Source organism: Dietzia sp. MNB45, assembly GCF_051994785.1.
GTDB lineage: Bacteria > Actinomycetota > Actinomycetes > Mycobacteriales > Mycobacteriaceae > Dietzia > Dietzia kunjamensis.
Map to the genome: position 1 here is coordinate 1,660,725 of NZ_CP163397.1, position 17,174 is coordinate 1,677,898.

20 protein-coding genes are annotated in these 17,174 nt (G+C 69.7%); 9 read left to right on the top strand and 11 right to left on the bottom strand.

The window, feature by feature from the left end; genetic code table 11:
• Window positions 1–66: 66 nt before the first annotated feature.
• The 4 genes from AB5G72_RS07995 to AB5G72_RS08010 all read right to left on the bottom strand — a co-directional run bounded on the left by AB5G72_RS07995 (window position 67) and on the right by AB5G72_RS08010 (window position 3,664).
• Window positions 67–1,035 carry a sigma-70 family RNA polymerase sigma factor gene (locus AB5G72_RS07995; protein ID WP_096905525.1) on the bottom strand — a complete coding sequence of 323 codons (969 nt, stop codon included), beginning with the start codon at window positions 1,033–1,035 and terminating at the stop codon, window positions 67–69.
• Between the two features lie 162 nt (window positions 1,036–1,197).
• The gene (gene dtd / locus AB5G72_RS08000; protein WP_067715834.1) at window positions 1,198–1,635 is read right to left on the bottom strand and encodes a D-aminoacyl-tRNA deacylase; all 438 of its coding nucleotides are present in this window, start codon (window positions 1,633–1,635) and stop codon (window positions 1,198–1,200) included.
• Window positions 1,632–3,227, bottom strand: coding sequence for a DUF7782 domain-containing protein (locus AB5G72_RS08005; RefSeq protein ID WP_440221379.1), 1,596 nt, complete (start codon window positions 3,225–3,227; stop codon window positions 1,632–1,634). The genes dtd and AB5G72_RS08005 overlap by 4 nt, the downstream gene beginning before the upstream one ends.
• Window positions 3,224–3,664 carry a DUF3099 domain-containing protein gene (locus AB5G72_RS08010; protein ID WP_119191647.1) on the bottom strand — a complete coding sequence of 147 codons (441 nt, stop codon included), beginning with the start codon at window positions 3,662–3,664 and terminating at the stop codon, window positions 3,224–3,226. Before AB5G72_RS08010 ends, AB5G72_RS08005 begins: the two co-directional genes overlap by 4 nt.
• Before the next feature lie 58 nt (window positions 3,665–3,722).
• On the opposite strand from AB5G72_RS08010, the gene AB5G72_RS08015 reads away from it, so the two are divergent.
• Window positions 3,723–3,968, top strand: a complete 246-nt coding sequence (locus tag AB5G72_RS08015; protein ID WP_017837712.1) for a DUF3039 domain-containing protein — start codon at window positions 3,723–3,725, stop codon at window positions 3,966–3,968.
• Window positions 3,961–5,799, top strand: a complete 1,839-nt coding sequence (locus AB5G72_RS08020) for a DEAD/DEAH box helicase (RefSeq protein WP_067715840.1) — start codon at window positions 3,961–3,963, stop codon at window positions 5,797–5,799. The genes AB5G72_RS08015 and AB5G72_RS08020 overlap by 8 nt, the downstream gene beginning before the upstream one ends.
• A gap of 75 nt (window positions 5,800–5,874) precedes the next feature.
• Here the strand turns inward: AB5G72_RS08020 and AB5G72_RS08025 are convergent, their stop codons facing one another.
• Together AB5G72_RS08025 and ppgK are read right to left on the bottom strand one after the other, a co-directional pair.
• Window positions 5,875–7,251 carry an RNA polymerase sigma factor gene (locus AB5G72_RS08025; protein WP_132063284.1) on the bottom strand — a complete coding sequence of 459 codons (1,377 nt, stop codon included), beginning with the start codon at window positions 7,249–7,251 and terminating at the stop codon, window positions 5,875–5,877.
• Between the two features lie 178 nt (window positions 7,252–7,429).
• Window positions 7,430–8,284 (bottom strand): polyphosphate--glucose phosphotransferase, encoded by an 855-nt coding sequence (ppgK, locus tag AB5G72_RS08030; protein WP_120283139.1) that lies wholly within the window; start codon window positions 8,282–8,284, stop codon window positions 7,430–7,432.
• 226 nt (window positions 8,285–8,510) lie between these two features.
• On the opposite strand from ppgK, the gene AB5G72_RS08035 reads away from it, so the two are divergent.
• Entirely contained in the window at window positions 8,511–9,386 is an 876-nt protein-coding gene (locus AB5G72_RS08035) for an inositol monophosphatase family protein (RefSeq protein WP_440221479.1), read from the top strand.
• On the opposite strand, the gene cei is transcribed toward AB5G72_RS08035, so the two are convergent.
• A complete protein-coding gene (gene cei, locus AB5G72_RS08040; RefSeq protein WP_067715848.1) occupies window positions 9,376–10,014 on the bottom strand; it encodes an envelope integrity protein Cei in 639 nt (212 codons plus the stop codon). The two genes, AB5G72_RS08035 and cei, sit on opposite strands and share 11 nt — an antisense overlap.
• 203 nt (window positions 10,015–10,217) lie before the next feature.
• Here cei and AB5G72_RS08045 point away from each other — a divergent pair, with 203 nt between their 5' ends.
• Window positions 10,218–10,520: a DUF4193 domain-containing protein gene (locus AB5G72_RS08045; RefSeq protein ID WP_067715850.1), complete on the top strand. Its 303-nt coding sequence runs from the start codon at window positions 10,218–10,220 to the stop codon at window positions 10,518–10,520.
• A 28-nt stretch (window positions 10,521–10,548) separates the two neighbouring features.
• Here AB5G72_RS08045 and AB5G72_RS08050 read toward each other — a convergent pair whose 3' ends face one another.
• Window positions 10,549–11,055, bottom strand: a complete 507-nt coding sequence (locus AB5G72_RS08050) for a DUF3093 domain-containing protein (protein WP_120283141.1) — start codon at window positions 11,053–11,055, stop codon at window positions 10,549–10,551.
• Window positions 11,056–11,108: 53 nt separating this feature from the next.
• On the opposite strand from AB5G72_RS08050, the gene dut reads away from it, so the two are divergent.
• The 4 genes from dut to AB5G72_RS08070 all read left to right on the top strand — a co-directional run bounded on the left by dut (window position 11,109) and on the right by AB5G72_RS08070 (window position 13,722).
• A complete protein-coding gene (dut, locus tag AB5G72_RS08055) occupies window positions 11,109–11,588 on the top strand; it encodes a dUTP diphosphatase (protein ID WP_120283143.1) in 480 nt (159 codons plus the stop codon).
• 80 nt (window positions 11,589–11,668) lie between these two features.
• Entirely contained in the window at window positions 11,669–12,568 is a 900-nt protein-coding gene (locus tag AB5G72_RS08060) for a DUF3710 domain-containing protein (protein ID WP_120283145.1), read from the top strand.
• Window positions 12,569–12,737: 169 nt separating this feature from the next.
• Entirely contained in the window at window positions 12,738–13,007 is a 270-nt protein-coding gene (locus tag AB5G72_RS08065; RefSeq protein ID WP_227022268.1) for a hypothetical protein, read from the top strand.
• A gap of 79 nt (window positions 13,008–13,086) precedes the next feature.
• Window positions 13,087–13,722, top strand: coding sequence for a DUF3159 domain-containing protein (locus tag AB5G72_RS08070; RefSeq protein ID WP_241729156.1), 636 nt, complete (start codon window positions 13,087–13,089; stop codon window positions 13,720–13,722).
• A gap of 94 nt (window positions 13,723–13,816) precedes the next feature.
• On the opposite strand, the gene AB5G72_RS08075 is transcribed toward AB5G72_RS08070, so the two are convergent.
• The 3 genes from AB5G72_RS08075 to AB5G72_RS08085 all read right to left on the bottom strand — a co-directional run bounded on the left by AB5G72_RS08075 (window position 13,817) and on the right by AB5G72_RS08085 (window position 16,072).
• Window positions 13,817–14,776 carry a hypothetical protein gene (locus AB5G72_RS08075; RefSeq protein ID WP_120283149.1) on the bottom strand — a complete coding sequence of 320 codons (960 nt, stop codon included), beginning with the start codon at window positions 14,774–14,776 and terminating at the stop codon, window positions 13,817–13,819.
• A 178-nt stretch (window positions 14,777–14,954) separates the two neighbouring features.
• Window positions 14,955–15,479, bottom strand: a complete 525-nt coding sequence (locus AB5G72_RS08080; RefSeq protein ID WP_067717410.1) for a carboxymuconolactone decarboxylase family protein — start codon at window positions 15,477–15,479, stop codon at window positions 14,955–14,957.
• Entirely contained in the window at window positions 15,476–16,072 is a 597-nt protein-coding gene (locus tag AB5G72_RS08085) for a peroxiredoxin (RefSeq protein WP_067717408.1), read from the bottom strand. The genes AB5G72_RS08080 and AB5G72_RS08085 overlap by 4 nt, the downstream gene beginning before the upstream one ends.
• 152 nt (window positions 16,073–16,224) lie before the next feature.
• On the opposite strand from AB5G72_RS08085, the gene AB5G72_RS08090 reads away from it, so the two are divergent.
• Entirely contained in the window at window positions 16,225–17,160 is a 936-nt protein-coding gene (locus AB5G72_RS08090) for a hydrogen peroxide-inducible genes activator (protein WP_067717406.1), read from the top strand.
• Window positions 17,161–17,174 lie beyond the last annotated feature (14 nt).

The window sequence follows — 17,174 nt, forward strand, 5'->3', positions numbered from 1 at the left end:
CGCGCCTGATCGGGCGGCGTCCGATCGGGCAGCGTCTGATCGTGCGGCGTGCGATCCGGCGTCCGGTCAGACGGCGTAGGAGCGGAGCTTGTCCGCGCGACGACCCTCGCGGAGCTTGGCCATGACCTCGCGCTCGATCTGACGGACCCGCTCGCGCGACAGTCCGAAACGCTTGCCGATCTGGTCGAGGGTGCGGGGCTGGCCGTCGTCGAGACCGAAACGCAGCGTGATGACCTGCTGCTCGCGCTCCTCGAGGGTGGCCAGGACCGCGCGCACGTCGGAGTGCATCACATTGGTCACCACCGTGTTCTCGGCACTGGTGGCCTCGGCGTCCTCGATGAAGTCACCGAGCGGCGCCTCCTCGTCCGCGCCGACCGGCATGTCGAGGCTCACCGGGTCACGCGAATGGTCCAGCAGCTCCTCGATCTTGTGCGCGGGGATGCCCGACTCCTCGGCGAGTTCCTCGAGGGAGGCCTCACGGCCGAGCTGCTGGTGGAGTTCACGCTTGATCCGGGCGAGCTTGTTGACCTGCTCGACCAGGTGGACCGGCAGACGGATGGTGCGGGATTGATCGGCCATTCCGCGGGTGATCGCCTGACGGATCCACCAGGTGGCATAGGTGGAGAACTTGAAGCCCTTCGCGTAGTCGAACTTCTCCATCGCACGGATCAGGCCCAGGTTGCCCTCCTGGATGAGGTCCAGCAACGGCATGCCGCGGCCCGTGTAGCGCTTGGCCAGCGACACCACCAGGCGCAGGTTGGCCTCCAGCAGATGGGCGCGGGCGGCCTCACCTTCCGCGACGATCGCCTTGAGGTCGGCCTTGCGGACCGGACCCAGACGCTTCTTGGTCTCCAGCACGTGCTTGGCGTAGAGACCGGCCTCGATCCGCTTGGAGAGCTCGACCTCGTCCTCAGCGTTGAGCAGTGCCGTCTTGCCGATCCCGTTCAGGTAGACACGGACGAGGTCAGCGCTCGGGCTCTGGCCGTCCGGCCCCGCCTCCGTCCGACGGTCCGATCGGGTGGTGGCTGACGTCATTTCTCCTCCTCCTGCCTGGCCATGTGACGAGGCCGGCGTTCGGTTGCTGGTGGACGGATCAGGCGCGTGGCCGGGTCACGGTCACGTACCTCTACAACGACGGGGGTACCGGGAATGTTCCCGCGCCGATGATGTCGGTCACGATCCGTCGAGGAAACCCGCTCAGCCCGAGCCGGGGGTCTCCACCAGCAGCGTGAACGGGCCGTCGTTGACCGAATGGACCTGCATCATCGCGCCGAAGACTCCCGTGGCCACCTCGAGGCCGCGTTCGCGCAGACCGTGGACCACGGCGTCCACCACGGGTTCGGCCACCTCGCCCCGAGCCGCTCTCGACCACGACGGCCGCCTGCCCTTCGCGGTCGACCCCATGAGCGTGAACTGGCTGACGACCAGGACGGGGGCGCCCACCTCCGCGGCGCTGCGTTCCTCCCGCAGGATCCGCAGGTCCGAGATCTTGCGGACCATCGTGGCGACGTCGGTCTCGTCGTCGTCGTCCGACACCCCCAACAGGACCAGCAGTCCGGGCCGTGACAGGGCCCCGACGACCTCACCGTCCACCGTCACCGACGCCTCGGTGACCCGGGAGACGACGGCCCTCATCCCGCCGCCCCTGCGGCCACGGCCGCGGCGACCCCCGGGGGCAGGAGGCCTGGCATCCCCGCCGGGACGACGAACCCGTGGAGGAACAGGTCGGCGACCACCCGGCGGACGGGGCCGGCGAGGGCGTCGGGATCCTCCCCGGCACCGACCGCGGCGAGCACCACCAGGTCCTCCAACTGCAGCGCGCCCGTCCGCGCCCCACGCAGGACGCTCGCGGTGAGCGGATCGATCTCGTGGCGCCACCGGGCGCCGGTGACCCGCTCCACCACGACGGTGGACGGACCGGGGGAGCCGACCTCGTCCGGCCCGGCGGGGGCGAGGGATTCGGAGAGGTGGAGGTGGACGTCCGGCGACACTGTGAAGACCGTGGCATCGAGGGCGCGCTCCTGTCCGCCGTGTTGCTCCGCGGCCTCCCGCAGCCACGCCGTGCGCGCGAAGTAGGCCTCCGCCTCGTCACCGAGGCCGTCGCCGAACGGGTGCGTGAGGTCCTCGCACAGGACGGACGACGGCCCGTCGATCCGCCGGAGGTAGACGTAGCCGAACCCGATCCCGGCCACACCCTCCTCGGCGAAGTGGTCCAACCAGGCGTCCGCGGCCCTCGTGGTGGCCTCGTCGCGTGGGTCCATGCCCTCGTCGGTGAGCCAGGTCCACACGTAGAGGCCGGGGTCGGAGACGTCCCGCCGCACGATCCATGCGTCGACGCCCTCGGCCGGCACCCACGACGACACGTGGGCCCGCCAGTCCGAGTCCTCCCGCTCCACCCAGGACGCCAGCAAAACCGCGGTGCCACCGTCGGCCAGATGCTGCGGCGCGCCCGACACGACCGTCCGACTGGCACCGTCGAGCTTCAGGCCGGACTCGCGGTAGGAGTGCCCGGTCTCGGGCGGGCCCACCACGAACGGGGGATTGGCGACGATACGGTCGAACCGGCGCCCCGCCACGGGCTCGAACCACGGACCGTGCAGGAGCTCCGCACGCTGGCCGTTGATCGCCAGGGTGGCGGCCGCCAACTCGAGGCACCGAGGGGTGATATCGGTCCCGGTGACGGTTCGGGCGGACCCCGACGCGTGGACCATCTGGATCCCACACCCGGTGCCGAGATCCAGGACCGACCCGGTGGTGGACGAGGGCGTGACACGCAGCAGCGAGAGCGTCGCCTGCCCGACCCCCAGGACGTGGTCCGGCCGGGTCGTGGTGTGGACCATCGACCCGTCGACGTCCGCGAACACCCAGCGGGTCCCGTGCCCGGTGTCGACCGGACGCAGGTCGATCTCCGCACGCAGGGAGGCACCGTCGTCGATCGCGGTCCACAATCCGGCAGCGACGCCGTCCCGCACGTCGACCCCGGGCAGGGTCGCGGCGACCTCGGAGCGGGGGAGCGGATCGCTTAGGACGAACAGCCGCACCAGGGTCCCGACCCCCCTCGCGTCACGCGCGTGACGGCGGACCGTCGCGCCATCCGATCTGTCCAGGGCCGAGACCGCCTCGGGCCCGAGCTCCCGCTCCAGTCCCTCCACCGTGTAGTCGTGCCGCCGGAATGCCTCGGCCAGCGCGGGCGCGAGTTCGGCGAGGGTCGGGTTCGGGCTGCTCACGTGTCGAGGTCGCTCTCGTCGGCGGACGGGGTGGGATCGGGTGCGGCGTCGGGGGCGCTCGTGTCCCGGGGCGGTGAGTCCGTCCCGGTGAGCCCGGGTGGCAGCGCATACGGGATGTTCGACGACAGGCGACCCGCCGTGTAAGCGCGGGCCTGTCCCTTGGGCAGGGGAGGCCGGTCATTGGCCCCGATGACGGCGATCCACGGGATCGGGATGGACCCCGCCACGATCGCCAGGGCGATCCACGGGTTGTTCCAGAGGGCCAGCGACCCCGCCGCCAGGAAGAGCGCGGGGATCCGGATACTCATCAGCAGGAAGTAGCGCTTCTTCCGGGCCGCCAGCTCGTCGTGGTACGACTCGCGCGCGCCCGTGATGAGAACGGGCCTCGAGGTGTCGTCCCGTTCCCCGGATCGCTGACGGCGGAAGTCGGGTGCCATGGGGCCCAAGGTACTCCGGCGTTGGCGCCGCGACGCCCGGGTGCGGCATCATGAGGGGGTGAGTACCACCCGGACGAAGACACTCGAGCGTCCCGAGGTCACGACGACCGAGGAGACGCAGGACGACGCACCCAAGTTCTTCCACTATGTGGACAAGAGCAAGATCGCCGAGAGCGCGGTCATGGGTTCCTACGTGATCGCCCTGTGCGGTGAGGTCTTCCCGGTCACCCGATCCGCGAAGCCCGGATCGCCGGTGTGCCCGGAGTGCAAGCGCGTCTACGAGACCCTGAAGCCTGGTGAGTGATCCCGGCGCGGTCCCGGGCCCAGACGAACAGACCGCAGAACACTCCACCCCGCCGGCCGGGGGTGCGTCGCTGCGCGCCTGGCAGCGCACCGCGCTGCGCAAGTACCTCATGGCGCGGCCGAAGGACTTCCTCGCCGTGGCGACCCCGGGCGCCGGCAAGACGACGTTCGGCCTGAGAGTCGCCTCCGAACTGCTCGCCGACCGCACGGTCGACGCGATCACCGTGGTGGCCCCCACCGAACACCTCAAGTACCAGTGGGCCGCCTCGGCCGCGCGCGCCGGCATCGCTCTCGACCCCGAGTACTCCAACACCTCGGGCGCGCTCGCCCCGGAATACCACGGCGTGGTGGTGACATACGCCCAGGTGGCCGCGCACCCGTTCAAGCACCGGGAACGCACCGCGTCCCGGCGCACCCTGGTGATCCTCGACGAGATCCACCACGGGGGTGACGCCAAGAGCTGGGGCGACGCGATCCGCGAGGCGTTCGAGGACGCGGAGCGCCGCTTGTCGTTGACCGGCACCCCGTTCCGGTCCGACGACAGTCCCATCCCGTTCGTCACCTACGAGCCCGACGGGCAGGGACACCAGCGCTCCAAGGCCGACCATTCCTACGGCTACGCCGATGCTCTGGCCGACGGCGTCGTCCGCCCCGTGGTCTTCCTCGCCTATTCGGGCGAGGCCCGGTGGCGCAGCAACGCCGGCGAGGAGTTCTCGGCCCGCCTCGGCGAGCCGCTGAGTGCCGACCAGACGTCCCGTGCCTGGCGCGTCGCCCTCGACCCCCACGGTGACTGGATGCCCGCCGTGCTCCAGGCGGCGCACACCCGGCTCCGGCAGATCCGCGCCGGCGGAGTGCCCGACGCCGGCGGTCTGGTGATCGCCACCGACCAGGAGCGCGCCCGCGAGTACGCGGCGCTCCTGACGGAGATCACCGGTACCCCGCCGACCGTCGTCCTCTCCGACGACCCGACCGCCTCGAGTCGGATCGGTACCTTCTCCGACTCCACCGACGAGTGGATGGTCGCGGTCCGGATGGTCTCCGAGGGCGTCGACGTGCCACGACTGAGCGTCGGCGTGTACGCCACCAGTGCCTCGACACCCCTGTACTTCGCGCAGGCGATCGGGCGGTTCGTCCGGTCCCGTCGGCCCGGGGAGACCGCGTCGGTGTTCCTCCCGTCCGTACCCGTGCTGCTGCAACTGGCTTCGCAGATGGAGGCGCAGCGCGACCACGTCCTGGGCAAGCCCCACCGGGAGGAGGGGCTGGAGGACCAGCTGCTCGCCCAGGCGAACCAGCAGCAGGACGAGAACACCGAGGACGACGAGGACCGCGGTTACATCTCCCTCGGCGCCGACGCAGAGCTCGACCAGATCGTGTACGAGGGCTCGTCCTATGGCACGGCCACATTCGCCGGCAGCGAGGAGGAGGCCGACTACATCGGGCTCCCCGGACTGTTGGGCGCCGACGATGTCAAAGCCCTGCTGCGGCAGCGCGAGAAGGAACAGATCAAGCGCACGTCCGCCCAGTCCGCCTCCGGGGCGGGGTCGGTCGCGGTCGTGGGCGCCGACCCGGCGGTGTCCGGGGCGACCATCCCCGGCAACGCCGCCGGACCCGGCGCGCACGCCGGCGCGGCCGCGGAGCGGGTCGCCTCCGCCGCCGAGCTCAAGGACCTGCGGCGTCAGCTCAACACCCTCGTGTCGGTGTACTCGGGTCGCCTGGGCAAGTCGCACGGGGCGATCCACACGCAGCTCCGCAATGCGTGCGGCGGCCCGCCCGTGCCGATGGCCTCCGCCGAGCAGATCCGCGAGAGGATCACCCTCCTGCGGAGCTGGTGACGTCCGGACCCCGGCTGACAGACGACAGCGGGCCCCCGCCGAGATCTCGGCGGGGGCCCGCTGTCCGCGGTCGACTCAGTCCAGGTAGTCGCGCAGCACCTGGGACCGCGACGGGTGGCGCAGCTTCGACATCGTCTTGGACTCGATCTGCCGGATCCGCTCGCGCGTGACCCCGTAGACCTGCCCGATCTCGTCGAGGGTGCGCGGCAGCCCGTCGGTGAGGCCGAAGCGCAGCCGCACCACGCCCGCCTCACGCTCGGACAGCGTGTCGAGGACGGAACGGAGCTGGTCCTGCAGGAGTGTGAAGCTCACGGCGTCCACGGCCACCACGGCCTCGGAGTCCTCGATGAAGTCACCGAGCTGCGAGTCGCCCTCGTCGCCGATGGTCTGGTCGAGCGAGATCGGCTCCCGGGCGTACTGCTGGATCTCCAGCACCTTCTCCGGCGTGATGTCCATCTCCTTGGCGAGCTCCTCGGGGGTGGGCTCGCGGCCCAGGTCCTGGAGCAGCTCACGCTGGATACGCCCGAGCTTGTTGATGACCTCGACCATGTGCACCGGGATACGGATGGTGCGGGCCTGGTCGGCCATCGCGCGGGTGATGGCCTGCCGGATCCACCAGGTGGCGTAGGTCGAGAACTTGTAGCCCTTGGTGTAGTCGAACTTCTCGACCGCGCGGATCAGACCGAGGTTGCCCTCCTGGATGAGGTCCAGGAACGCCATGCCGCGGCCGGTGTAGCGCTTGGCCAGCGAGACGACGAGTCGCAGGTTGGCCTCGAGCAGGTGGTTCTTGGCGCGGACGCCGTCGCGCTCGATCCATCGGTAATCACGCTTCTGCGCGGTGGTGAGCTTCTCCCCGCGCTCGGCGACCTGCGCCTGGAACCAGGTGGCGTACAGGCCGGCCTCGATGCGCTTGGCCAGCTCGACCTCCTCCTCGGCGTTGAGGAGGGCGACCTTGCCGATCTGCTTGAGGTACGCGCGTACGGAGTCGGCGGAGGCGGTCAGCTCGGCGTCCTTGCGCGCCTGGCGCAGGGCCTCGGACTCGTCCTCGTCCCAGACGAAATCGCCCGACGCCTTGTCCTTGGCGGTGGGCTCTTCCTTGGTCTCCTCGTCCGCTTCGACGTCCTCGACGTCGACCTCGACGTCCTCCAGCTCGGAGGTGTCCGGCTCGGCCTCGGGAGCATCGGTCGGCTCTTCGTCGACCTGGTCGCCGTCGACGCCCTCGGGCTTCGTCGGGGCGGCGGTCTTCTTGGCCGCCGTCTTCTTGGCCGCGGTCTTCTTGGCGGCCGCCTTCTTCGCCGGGGCCTTCTTGGCGGCGGTCTTCTTGGCCGCCGTCTTCTTCGCGGGCGCCTTGCGCGCGGCGGTCTTCTTGGCGGGGGCCTCGCCAGCGACCTCGCTGTCCAACGGATCGCCGCTCGCCGCGGAATCCGAACTGGTGGTCTTCGTGGCTGCCACAAACGCCCCTTCACAACCGGTTACTTGATGGGAATCGGGGATCGATGCCGCCTTCTGCAGACACTCGAGCCGTCCGCCTTGCGGTACCGGGCCCGTCCCCGGCCGGTACGTGTTCCCGGCGTGGGCCATTGTAACGAGATTCTGGTCGGGGGGTCGCATCCGGCGGGGTTGGTCCGCGTCAGTCCTCGTCGTCTGGTAGTGCCCCGCCGAGGTCGAGAACGCCCGAATGGCCGGCCGCGTACAGCGCTGCGCCGATGATCCCGGCGTCGCCGCGCCGGACCGCGGCCCGCACCGGGGTCCGGTTCTCGAGGAGAGGGAACCACTCGTCGGCGACCTCGCTGACCCCGCCGCCCAGGACGAAGGCGCGGGGCCACAGGAGGTCCTCGATCGAGCGCAGGACGTTGGACACGTGGGGGGCCCATTCGGCGAAGCTCAGGCCGTCGCGGGACCGGACCGCGGCGGAGGCCAGGTGCTCGGCCTCGTCGAATCCGCGTCCGGCGATGTCCTCGACGATCACGTGACCGAACTCGGAGTTCGGCAGCAGTCTCCCGTCGAGCAGGAGGGCGGAGCCGATGCCCGTACCGAAGGTCAGGAGGATCACCAGCCCGTCGATTCCCTCGCCGGCGCCGTAGTGCACCTCGGTGAGGCCGGCGGCGTCGGCATCGTTGAGCATGAGCACGGTGCGGCCGGGGAGATGCCGGTCGAACAGCTCCGCCACGTCGCACCCGATCCACGATTTGTCGATGTTGTGGGCGATCCGCGCCACCCCCTCGTGGATGACGCTGGGCAGGGCGACCCCGACCGGGCCCGTCCAATCGAACTCCTCGGTCATCTCGCGGATGCTCTGCGCGATCGCGTCGGGCGTGGCGGGCTGGGGGGTGCCCCGCACGACTCTGTCCCCGATGAGTTCGCCGCGTGCGAGGTCGACGAGCCCCACTTTGATCCCGGTGCCGCCCACATCGACGCCGAGGCCTGTGGGAGTGCCCGGGGTGCCCGGTGGGAGGTCGGTCGCTGCGGGGGTGGGGACGGACATGTCGGGCTCCTGGGTGGCGGGACGTACACGGGCGCGGCGTGGGTCGTCGGGCGCCCGCGTCGTCGGGGCACGATGGGCGTGGGGCGCCCGCCAGGGTATCCGTCGGTCGCGCCGCCGGGCGGGATCATCGCCGGAGGGGCACCGGGTGACGACAGTGGGTGAGGACGATGTGGGATACGAACATGTGGGATACGACCATGTGGGATACGACGACGAGGAGACGCACATGACGGGGCGGGGGACAGACGCGGCGGTCGGCCGACCGGGCCCGGAGTTCATCGACGACTTGCTGGCCCTCGCGCTGCGGTTCGCCTCTTCCGGCGGTGACGTGGCGCGGCGAATGCTGGCCGAGTTCGACACGTCTGGTCTGGACTCGCGCTCCAAGACCTCGGCCACGGATCCGGTGACCGTCATCGACACCTCGGTGGAGCAGCATCTGCGCGGGGAGATCGAGTCCAGCCGTCCGGGTGACCGGGTGCTGGGCGAGGAGGGCGGCGAGGAGTCCGGTTCGGCCGACGCCCCGGGTGGCCGGGGAGGAGTGCGCTGGATCGTCGACCCGGTCGACGGGACCGTCAACCTGCTCTATGGCATCCCGTTCACGGCGGTCTCGGTGGCCGCGGAGGTGGACGGCGTCGTGGTGGCGGGGGCGGTGCACAACATCGTCACCCGTGAGACGTGGGCGGCAGGCCTCGGCCGCGGGGCGACCCTGCGGGAGGCCGACGGCACGTCGAGGGCGCTGCGGACCTCGGCGTGCGTGGACCTGTCCCTGTCACTGGTCGGTACCGGCTTCTCCTACGACGCCGGGATCCGGGCCGAGCAGGGTCGGGTGGTCGCGGGCCTGCTGCCGCGCGTACGGGACATCCGGAGGTGTGGGTCGGCGGCACTGGATCTGTGCATGGTCGCCGGTGGCCGGCTGGATGCCTACTACGAGCGCGGGTTGAAGCCGTGGGACTACGCTGCCGGGGCCCTCGTCGCGGGCGAAGCCGGTGCGATGGTAACCGTGTCGGACGACCTCGCGGTGCCGACGACCGCTGCATCGCCAGGCGTGGCGGAGGACTTCCTCGGTGCGCTCGACCACCTGTCGGCCGGGGTCAACAGCTGACCATGCGGGCCGCGTCGAGTTCGGCGGAGATGGGCTGACGCCCGACCTCGAGTTCGTCGAGTGCCCCCACCGCCTCCGTCGAGTCGGACAACCGCGAGAAGATCGTGCCCAGTGCGAGGTCGACCGTGTCGTCCTCACGGCCGTCCCTCACCAGTTGCATGCACGGCGCCGCGAGCGAGAGTGACCGCGCGGCCGCCTGCCCCGCGTCGCCGTAGCGGATCTGTCCGTGGCACTCGAGGGCCTGCCCGTAGATCGGGTCGTTGCCGATGGCGTTCGAGCCGGCGGGCTGGAATCCGCGTTCGGCGAGTTGAGCGGCCACGGCTCCGGCCTGGCCGCTCTGTCCGTTCGCGTTCAGCACGCGGACGCGGGTCTCGTCCAGTAGTGCCGGCTCGACCCCGTCGAGGGCGTCCGCGGGCTGGTCACGGAGGCCCGCGTCCTCGGCCGCGGGGGGTACCGGACACGCCGCGGCCTGTGTGGCGGCGTCATTTCCCCGCAGTGCGGTGGCCCAGACGAGTGCTCCCAGCACCAGCGCCACCACCACGAACAGGACGTAGGCGGAACGCAGACGGTGTATCCCCCGGGTGGGGGTCGGACTCGGTGTCGCCTGGGTGCTGAGGTGGACGACCATGAGGTCCTTTCCTGCAGGTGGACGGAGTGAGAGCCCCTCCGGGCCCTGACCCATCACTGTAAACGCCCGGCGCCTGTCGGCCCGGTCGCCGCTCTGGCGGATGCCGCGGATGAAAATGGCGGGTAATTCCGTTACTATGCGTGCGCTGGTCAGTCCGTGACCGGCCCGCGCGCCCCCCACTCAGACCCGCAGAAATGAGACTCATGGCAACCGACTACGACGCCCCCCGCCGGACCGAGGCAGACGAGCTCACCGGTGATTCGCTGGAGGAGCTGAAGGCCCGGCGTGCAGAGGGAGCGACCGGCGAGGTCGACGTGGACGAGACGGACACCGCCGAGTCCTACGAACTGCCCGGCGCCGACCTGTCCGGTGAAGAGCTCACGGTGCGGGTCGTGCCGGAGCAGGACAACGAGTTCACCTGTGGCGAGTGCTTCCTGGTCCATCACCGCAGCCGATTCGCGGAGGAGCGGGACGGCATGCCGATCTGTGTGGACTGCGCAGGCTGAACCGTCACCGCGCGGCGGGCGGGACCGATCAGCTGTAGTGGTTGTCCGGTAACGCCGCCGCGAGCCCTTCGGGGTCACGCGTGCTGATGAGCCAGTACGGTGTGGGATCCATCGGGTCGTCGAGGACCACGATGACCATCGTGGGAATGTACCCCCGGTGGACGACGAACGCCTCGGGGTCGAGTTGGCGCCCCATCGCGGCCTGCTTGGCGGTGGCGGGCACCACGGCGCTGCGGGCGATGGCGTCGAACGGCAGGCGGGCCTGCCCCGCGTAGAGGGTGCCCCCTCCCTGTCCATCGGACTCGACCTCGATCTTCACGCGTCCGACCGAGATGAACAGCCAGGCGAGCAGCGCGGGGACGACGACCGCCAGTAGCCATAGCCACCACCTGGCGTCGAGCACGATCGCCTGGGCGACCACCACGAAGGTGACCACGGCGAGTACGGCCCACCACCATGCCGGGACCCGGAGGGTTTCGGAGTGGACCGGACGCGGAGTGCGATCGGGGGGCGGGCGGAGATCTTCTTCGGTCACGACATCAAGACTATCGAGCAACCGGGCCGGGCCCGGCAGGAGGGCGAGAGGCCATGAGCGATCCGGACGACGAGAACGGCACCGGCGGGGTGCTACGGGTACGCCGTCTGGACCGTGGGCTTCCCCTTCCGGTCCGGGCACACGCCACGGATGCGGGAATCGATCTGCACGCCGCGCACGACTGTGAGCTGGCGCCGGGGCACCGGGCCCTGGTGGGCACGGGGGTGGCGGTGGCGGTCCCCGCGGGCTACGTGGGCCTGGTCCATCCGCGGTCCGGCCTCGCGGCACGGGCGGGTCTGTCGATCGTCAACGCCCCGGGGACGGTCGACGCCGGCTACCGGGGGGAGATCAAGGTCAACCTCGTCAACCTGGACCCCACGGAGCCGGTCCGTATCGGACGTGGTGACCGCATCGCCCAGTTCCTGGTCCAGCGCGTCGAACTGTGGGATGTGGTGGAGGTCGACGAGCTCGGCGAGACCGACCGGGGTGAGGGCGGCCACGGGTCGACGGGCGGGCACCACCGCCTGACCTGACCGGCGTCCACCTCGTTGGGTAGCGTCGACCCGAGACGGTCCCGTTCGGGGCCGGGTCGCACGGGGAGAGGATTTCCACCATGTTCGGACGAAAGAAGCCGGTGACCGGGGCCCGCGACGCCACCACGGCCACCGAGCAGGAGTCGCAGCCCCCTTCCACGACGGGGCCTCATGACCGCTCGTCCGTCGGTGACGTGCCCGGGTACTACACCTCGCTCGGCTACGGCCACATCGATCTCGGTTCGCTGGTCATCGGAGTTCCCAAGGGACGTGACCTGAACGTCGCACTGGACCCCAACGGTCAGCCCGAGTTCCATGTGGTCACCCAGGTCTCGCGGGTCATCCCACGCGCGTTCGCCGCGCCCAAGTCCGCGGGTCAGTGGCGGACGATGGTGACGGGAATGCGCGAGCAGCTCGAGCAACAGGGCGCGGACGTCTCAGTCGAGGACGGGCCGTGGGGGCGTGAACTGGTGGCGGTGATGCCGGGAGCCGTTTTCCGCGCGATCGGGGTCGACGGCCACCGTTGGACCGCCGAGGTGCGGATCATGGCCACCCCCGAGCTGGCGGACCAGGCTGCGGAGGAGGGCCGTGAGGTCTTCCAGCACCTGCTCATCCATCGCGGGGACGGCCCCATGCCGGTTCGTGAGCAGCTACCGCTCACCATTCCGGACGAGATCCAACAAGCACTGACGCAGGCGCAGTCCCAGCTGGCCGCGCAGCAGCAGGCACAGGCGTACCAGCAGCAGATGGCGGCAGGCCAGACCGGCCAGCCCGGCAGTGCCGGCCAGACGCGCCAGCCAGGCCCTGCCGGCCAGGCTCAGGCCCAGTCGCCGGCATCGCAGGAGGCTCGGGCATCCCGGAACCCCCAGGCGCAGCCTGCCGCTCCCGCGGCGTCGCCCGCGCCGGACAGTGCCCCCAGGGCGCCGCGGAGAGACGGTAGCGCGATGGACAGGCTCCGTGACGGGGACGACGACCTGTGAGGTTTCCCGACCAGCGAGCGGGGGGGTGACCGTGCCGTTCCCCCGAACGCTCCGGGCATTGACCGCCCGGCTCACCGATCCGGTGGAAATGCTCGACGCGGCTGACCTCGCCGGCCGGGTGCACCGTACCGGATGCTCGCATGTCGCGACTGTGTCGCGTGGGGATCACGTGACCCTGACGGGGCGTGTCCGCACCGTCCTGACATGTGGGGGAGAGGACTTCCTCGGTCTCACCGCCGAGGTCTTCGACGGCACGGGCGCGGTCGAGGTGTGTTGGCTCGGGCGACGCACCGTTCCGGGCATCGACACCGGCCGGTGCCTCCGTGTCACCGGACGGGTCGGCGTCCGGCACGGACACAAGATCATGTTCAACCCGCGTTATGAGCTACTGGACGAGCAGCCCCGCACCGCCGTGGAGGAGTCGCGTGACCGAGTCTGAACGGGCGACCCCGCAGAAGACCGGTGCGACGCGCCGGAAATCGTCCTTCGGGGACCCCGACGCGTCCCTGATCGATCAGATGGGCGGGATCCGGGGGCTGGTGTACTCGTCGATCCCGATTCTCACGTTCGTCCCCCTCAACGGGATCTGGGGGCTGACCGCCGCGATCTGGGGTGCGCTGGGCGTCGCCGTGGCGATGTTGGCGTGGTCGCTGGGGCGTCGCGAGAACCCGCAGCCCGCGATCTCGGGTTTCATCGGTGTCGCCATCTGCGTCTTCATCGCCTGGCGGACCGGCGACGCCAAGGGTTATTTCCTCTACGGGATCATCACCCAGGCCGTGTACGGCGCGGCGTTCGCGATCTCCGCGCTCGTCCGCTGGCCTCTGGTCGGAGTGATCTGGGGATTCCTCGACGGCACGGGGATGGCCTGGCGCCGGATTCCGGCGGCCCGGCGGTGGTATACGGTCGCGACGTCGTTCTGGGCCGGACTGTTCGCCATCCGAGCCGTCCTGCAATACGCGCTATACCTCAATGACGAGGTCACCTGGCTCGGTGCCGCGCGCATCGGCATGGGATGGCCGTTGGCACTCGTGGCCTTCCTGGGAACCGTCTGGGCGGTCCGACGGGCCTCGACGCACGAGAAGGAGATGCTGCACGAGGCTGACGCTGACGCCGGGGCCCCGGCGTCACCCGAGGACGAGACCGGCGGCGCCTGACGCTCCGCTCCGCGGGACGGGACAGCCCCGGCGACCGGATGGTCGTCGGGGCTGTCCGGTTGCTTCGCGAGCGATGGACGACGTCGGCGGGGGGTCAGACCGCCGCGGTCGCGGCGCGGGAGAAGTCGCTCGGCCCGGTGATCGCCCGGTAGGCGTAGACCGAGGCGAGTGTGGTGACCGGAATCGCCACGAACAGGCCGACGAGCAGTGCCAGCGCGCCCACCACGAGGATGAGGACGTTGAGGAGGGCGAGTGCGAAGAGGTTGCCGGCGTCCGACTTGATCGCGTTGAAGCTCGAGACGATCGCGTCGGTGGCGGTCATGTTGCGGTCGACGACGAAGTACTGCGTCCAGTACAGGAAGAACGCCACGACGAACGCGCCGATGATGAAGCCGATGAGCCCGACGAACGTCGCGATCCCGACGAGGATCGCCGCGACGACGAACCAGCCGAAATTGTGCAGTTTGAAGAAGTCGCCGATAGCGGGCCTGTGTCCGTCCACCTCGAGCAGGGCGCCGCGCAGGATGAACGCCTGGAACAGCAGTCCGACGACGAAGGAGATGATCTGGGCCGAGAACACCACCGCGAGAGACTCGGAGTTCGCGAGCTGCCCCGCGATACTGCCGACCACCACGCTCGCCAGGGTGATGAGAACCCAGGGCAGCGGGTTGTTCTTGAACAGCTGCCAGCCGGCACTGACCGCGTCGGTCGCGGACACCTTGCCCGTCATGACCGGGCCGCCGCCCGGACCGCTCTGCCCGTACGCACCGCCGTAGGCGGGATCGCCGAAGGACTGGTGGCCATAATTCTGCTGCCCGTAACCCTGCTGTCCGTATCCCTGGCCGGGGTAGGGCTCGTGACCTTGACCCTGACCGGGGTAGGGCTCCTGACCGTAACCCTGCCCCGGGTAGGGTTCCTGACCCTGCGTCGGGCCGTAATTCTGGTTCCCGTGGCCCTGTTCCCCGTAACCCCGGCCCCAGTTCGGCTCGCCCGGGCCGGAGTTGGACGGATCGTTCGGGAAGCCGTCCCCTGACGGGGTACCTCCGGTAGTCATGACGTCTCCAGATCGCTAGGTGCGCCGCGAAGGATTTCCCCGGCTCTACATACGAACCTAGTGCCGGGGAGTGTTTTGCGGGAGGGGCAACTCGCCGCGCGCCCGCAACCGGAAGAGACGACAGGGCCCCGCTGACGCGCGGTCAGCGGGGCCCGTGTTCACCGGGGGAGGGTGAGGATCAGATGTTTGCGTCGATCTCGACGGCCTGTGCGACGCCGGCGACGGTGCCGGCGATCTTCACCGCCTCCCAGGCCTGCTCCTTGGTGATGCCCTCCTTGCGGATGACGGCATCGTGAGCGGCAGTACAGTTCTCGCAGCCGTTGATCGTGGAGACGGCCATCGACCACAGCTCGAAGTCGGCCTTCTCCACGCCCGGGTTGGCGATGATGTTCATCCGCAGGCCCATGCGGACCTGGGTGTAGTCATCGCCCAGGAACTCCTTGGCGCGGTAGGCCACGTTGTTCATCCCCATGATCGAGGCGGCGCCGAGGGCGGCGTTGAACGCCTCGTCCGACAGGTGCTGGCGGGCCTCGTCCGCGATCTCTGACAGGACGGTCGCCGACTTGGTCGCAGCGGCGGTGGCGAGGAACGTCCCCCAGAGCTGCTGCTGGTTCAGCTCGGTGGATCGCGCGAGCGAACCCAGGTTCAGCTTGAGATCCTTGGCGAACTCGGGGAGTCCGGACTTCAGGTTCTCAATGCTCACTTGATGCCCTCCTGCAGCATGTCCATCTTGTTGATGTTCTTCGTCGGGTCGTTCTTCTGCCAGTTGCAGGCGCAGACCTCGGACGACTGGAGGGCGTCGAGGACGCGGAGAACCTCGTCCACGTTGCGGCCGACAGCGTCCGGGGTAACCGAGACGAACTGGATGACGTTGTCCGGGTCGACGATGAAGGTGGCACGATCTGCGACACCGTCGGCGTTCTCCACGCCGAGAGCGCGGATGAGCTCGTGCTTGATGTCCGACAGCAGCGGGAACGGCACGGTCTTGAGCTCGTCGTTGGTCGCACGCCAGTTGAAGTGCGCGAACTCGTTGTCGATGGAGCCGCCGAGGATCTGCGTGTCGCGGTCCTGGAAGTCCTCGTCGAGCTTGCCGAACGCGGCGATCTCCGTGGGGCAGACGAAGGTGAAGTCCTTCGGGTAGAAGAAGATCACGCGCCACTTGCCCTCGTAGGACTGGTTGGTGACGGTCTCGAAGTAGTCCTCCGGCTGCTGGGCGTTGACCGCCTGCAGGTCGCCGCCCTTGAGTGCGGTGAGTTCGAAGTCGGGGAACTGGTCGCCGATGGTGAGAATAGCCATGTGATCCTCCTGAGGATGTGCCTGTGTCGGACGGACGAACCCGACTATGCCCCACTTCCTATGAGAGGTAAAGTCGATGAGATGTAGATCACTCATAGGATTGTGCAAATAATCATCGACTTCTGGTTATCGCCGGGCATAGACTCATCGACATGGCCGATCATCGGTTCGTTCCGAGTCTCATGCAGCTCCGGGTGTTCCTCGCGGTGGCGGAGCGGCTGCACTTTCGTAGCGCCGCGGAGGACCTCGGCATGAGCCAGCCCTCGCTGTCCCAGGCCCTGGCGACGCTGGAGGACGGGCTCGGTCTCCACCTGGTCGAGCGCAGCACCCGCTCCGTCCTCGTCACCCCCGCGGGTCACCGGCTCCTGCCGTACGCCCGGGCCGCGGTGACGGCGATGGACGCGGTGGCGGACGCGGCGGCGGGAAGCGACGGGCCGTTGTTCGGCTCGCTGCGCATCGGGGTCATCCCGACGGTGGCTCCCTATCTCTTGCCCGGGCTGCTGCCCGCACTGGGGGAGCGGTTCCCGGACCTGCGACCGAGGGTCGTCGAGGATCAGACGGCCAGGCTCCTGGACGGACTCCGGAGCGGCGTGATCGACCTGGCGATCATGGCCGTCCCCACGGACGCTGTGGGGGTGGCCGCCACGCCGCTGTACAGCGAGCCCTTCGCGCTCCTCGTGCCCGCGGATCACGAACTCGCGGGCAGAGAGGGGTTGCCCTTGGAGATCCTCGTCGACCAACCGCTGTTGATGCTCGACGAGGGGCACTGTCTGCGCGAACAGACGGTGGAACTGTGCCGCCGGGTGTCCGCCCCCGTGTTGGGCAGAGGGGAGTCCCGAGCCGCATCGCTGACCACCGCGGTTCGGTGTGTGGCGGGGGGTCTGGGCGTGACGCTCGTCCCCGAGTCCGCGGTCGGTCCCGAGACCCGGGATCCGGGGATCGCGGTCGCGAGGTTCGCTGATCCCGTCCCGGGCCGCACGATCGGATTGGTACTGCGCAGCGCCACCGCGGGAGCGGAAGCCTACGGCGAGTTCGGCAGAGTCGTCGCCGAGGTGGCCGTAGACCAGTTCGACGCGGCCCCGGTGTGACGAGTCCTCAGCTC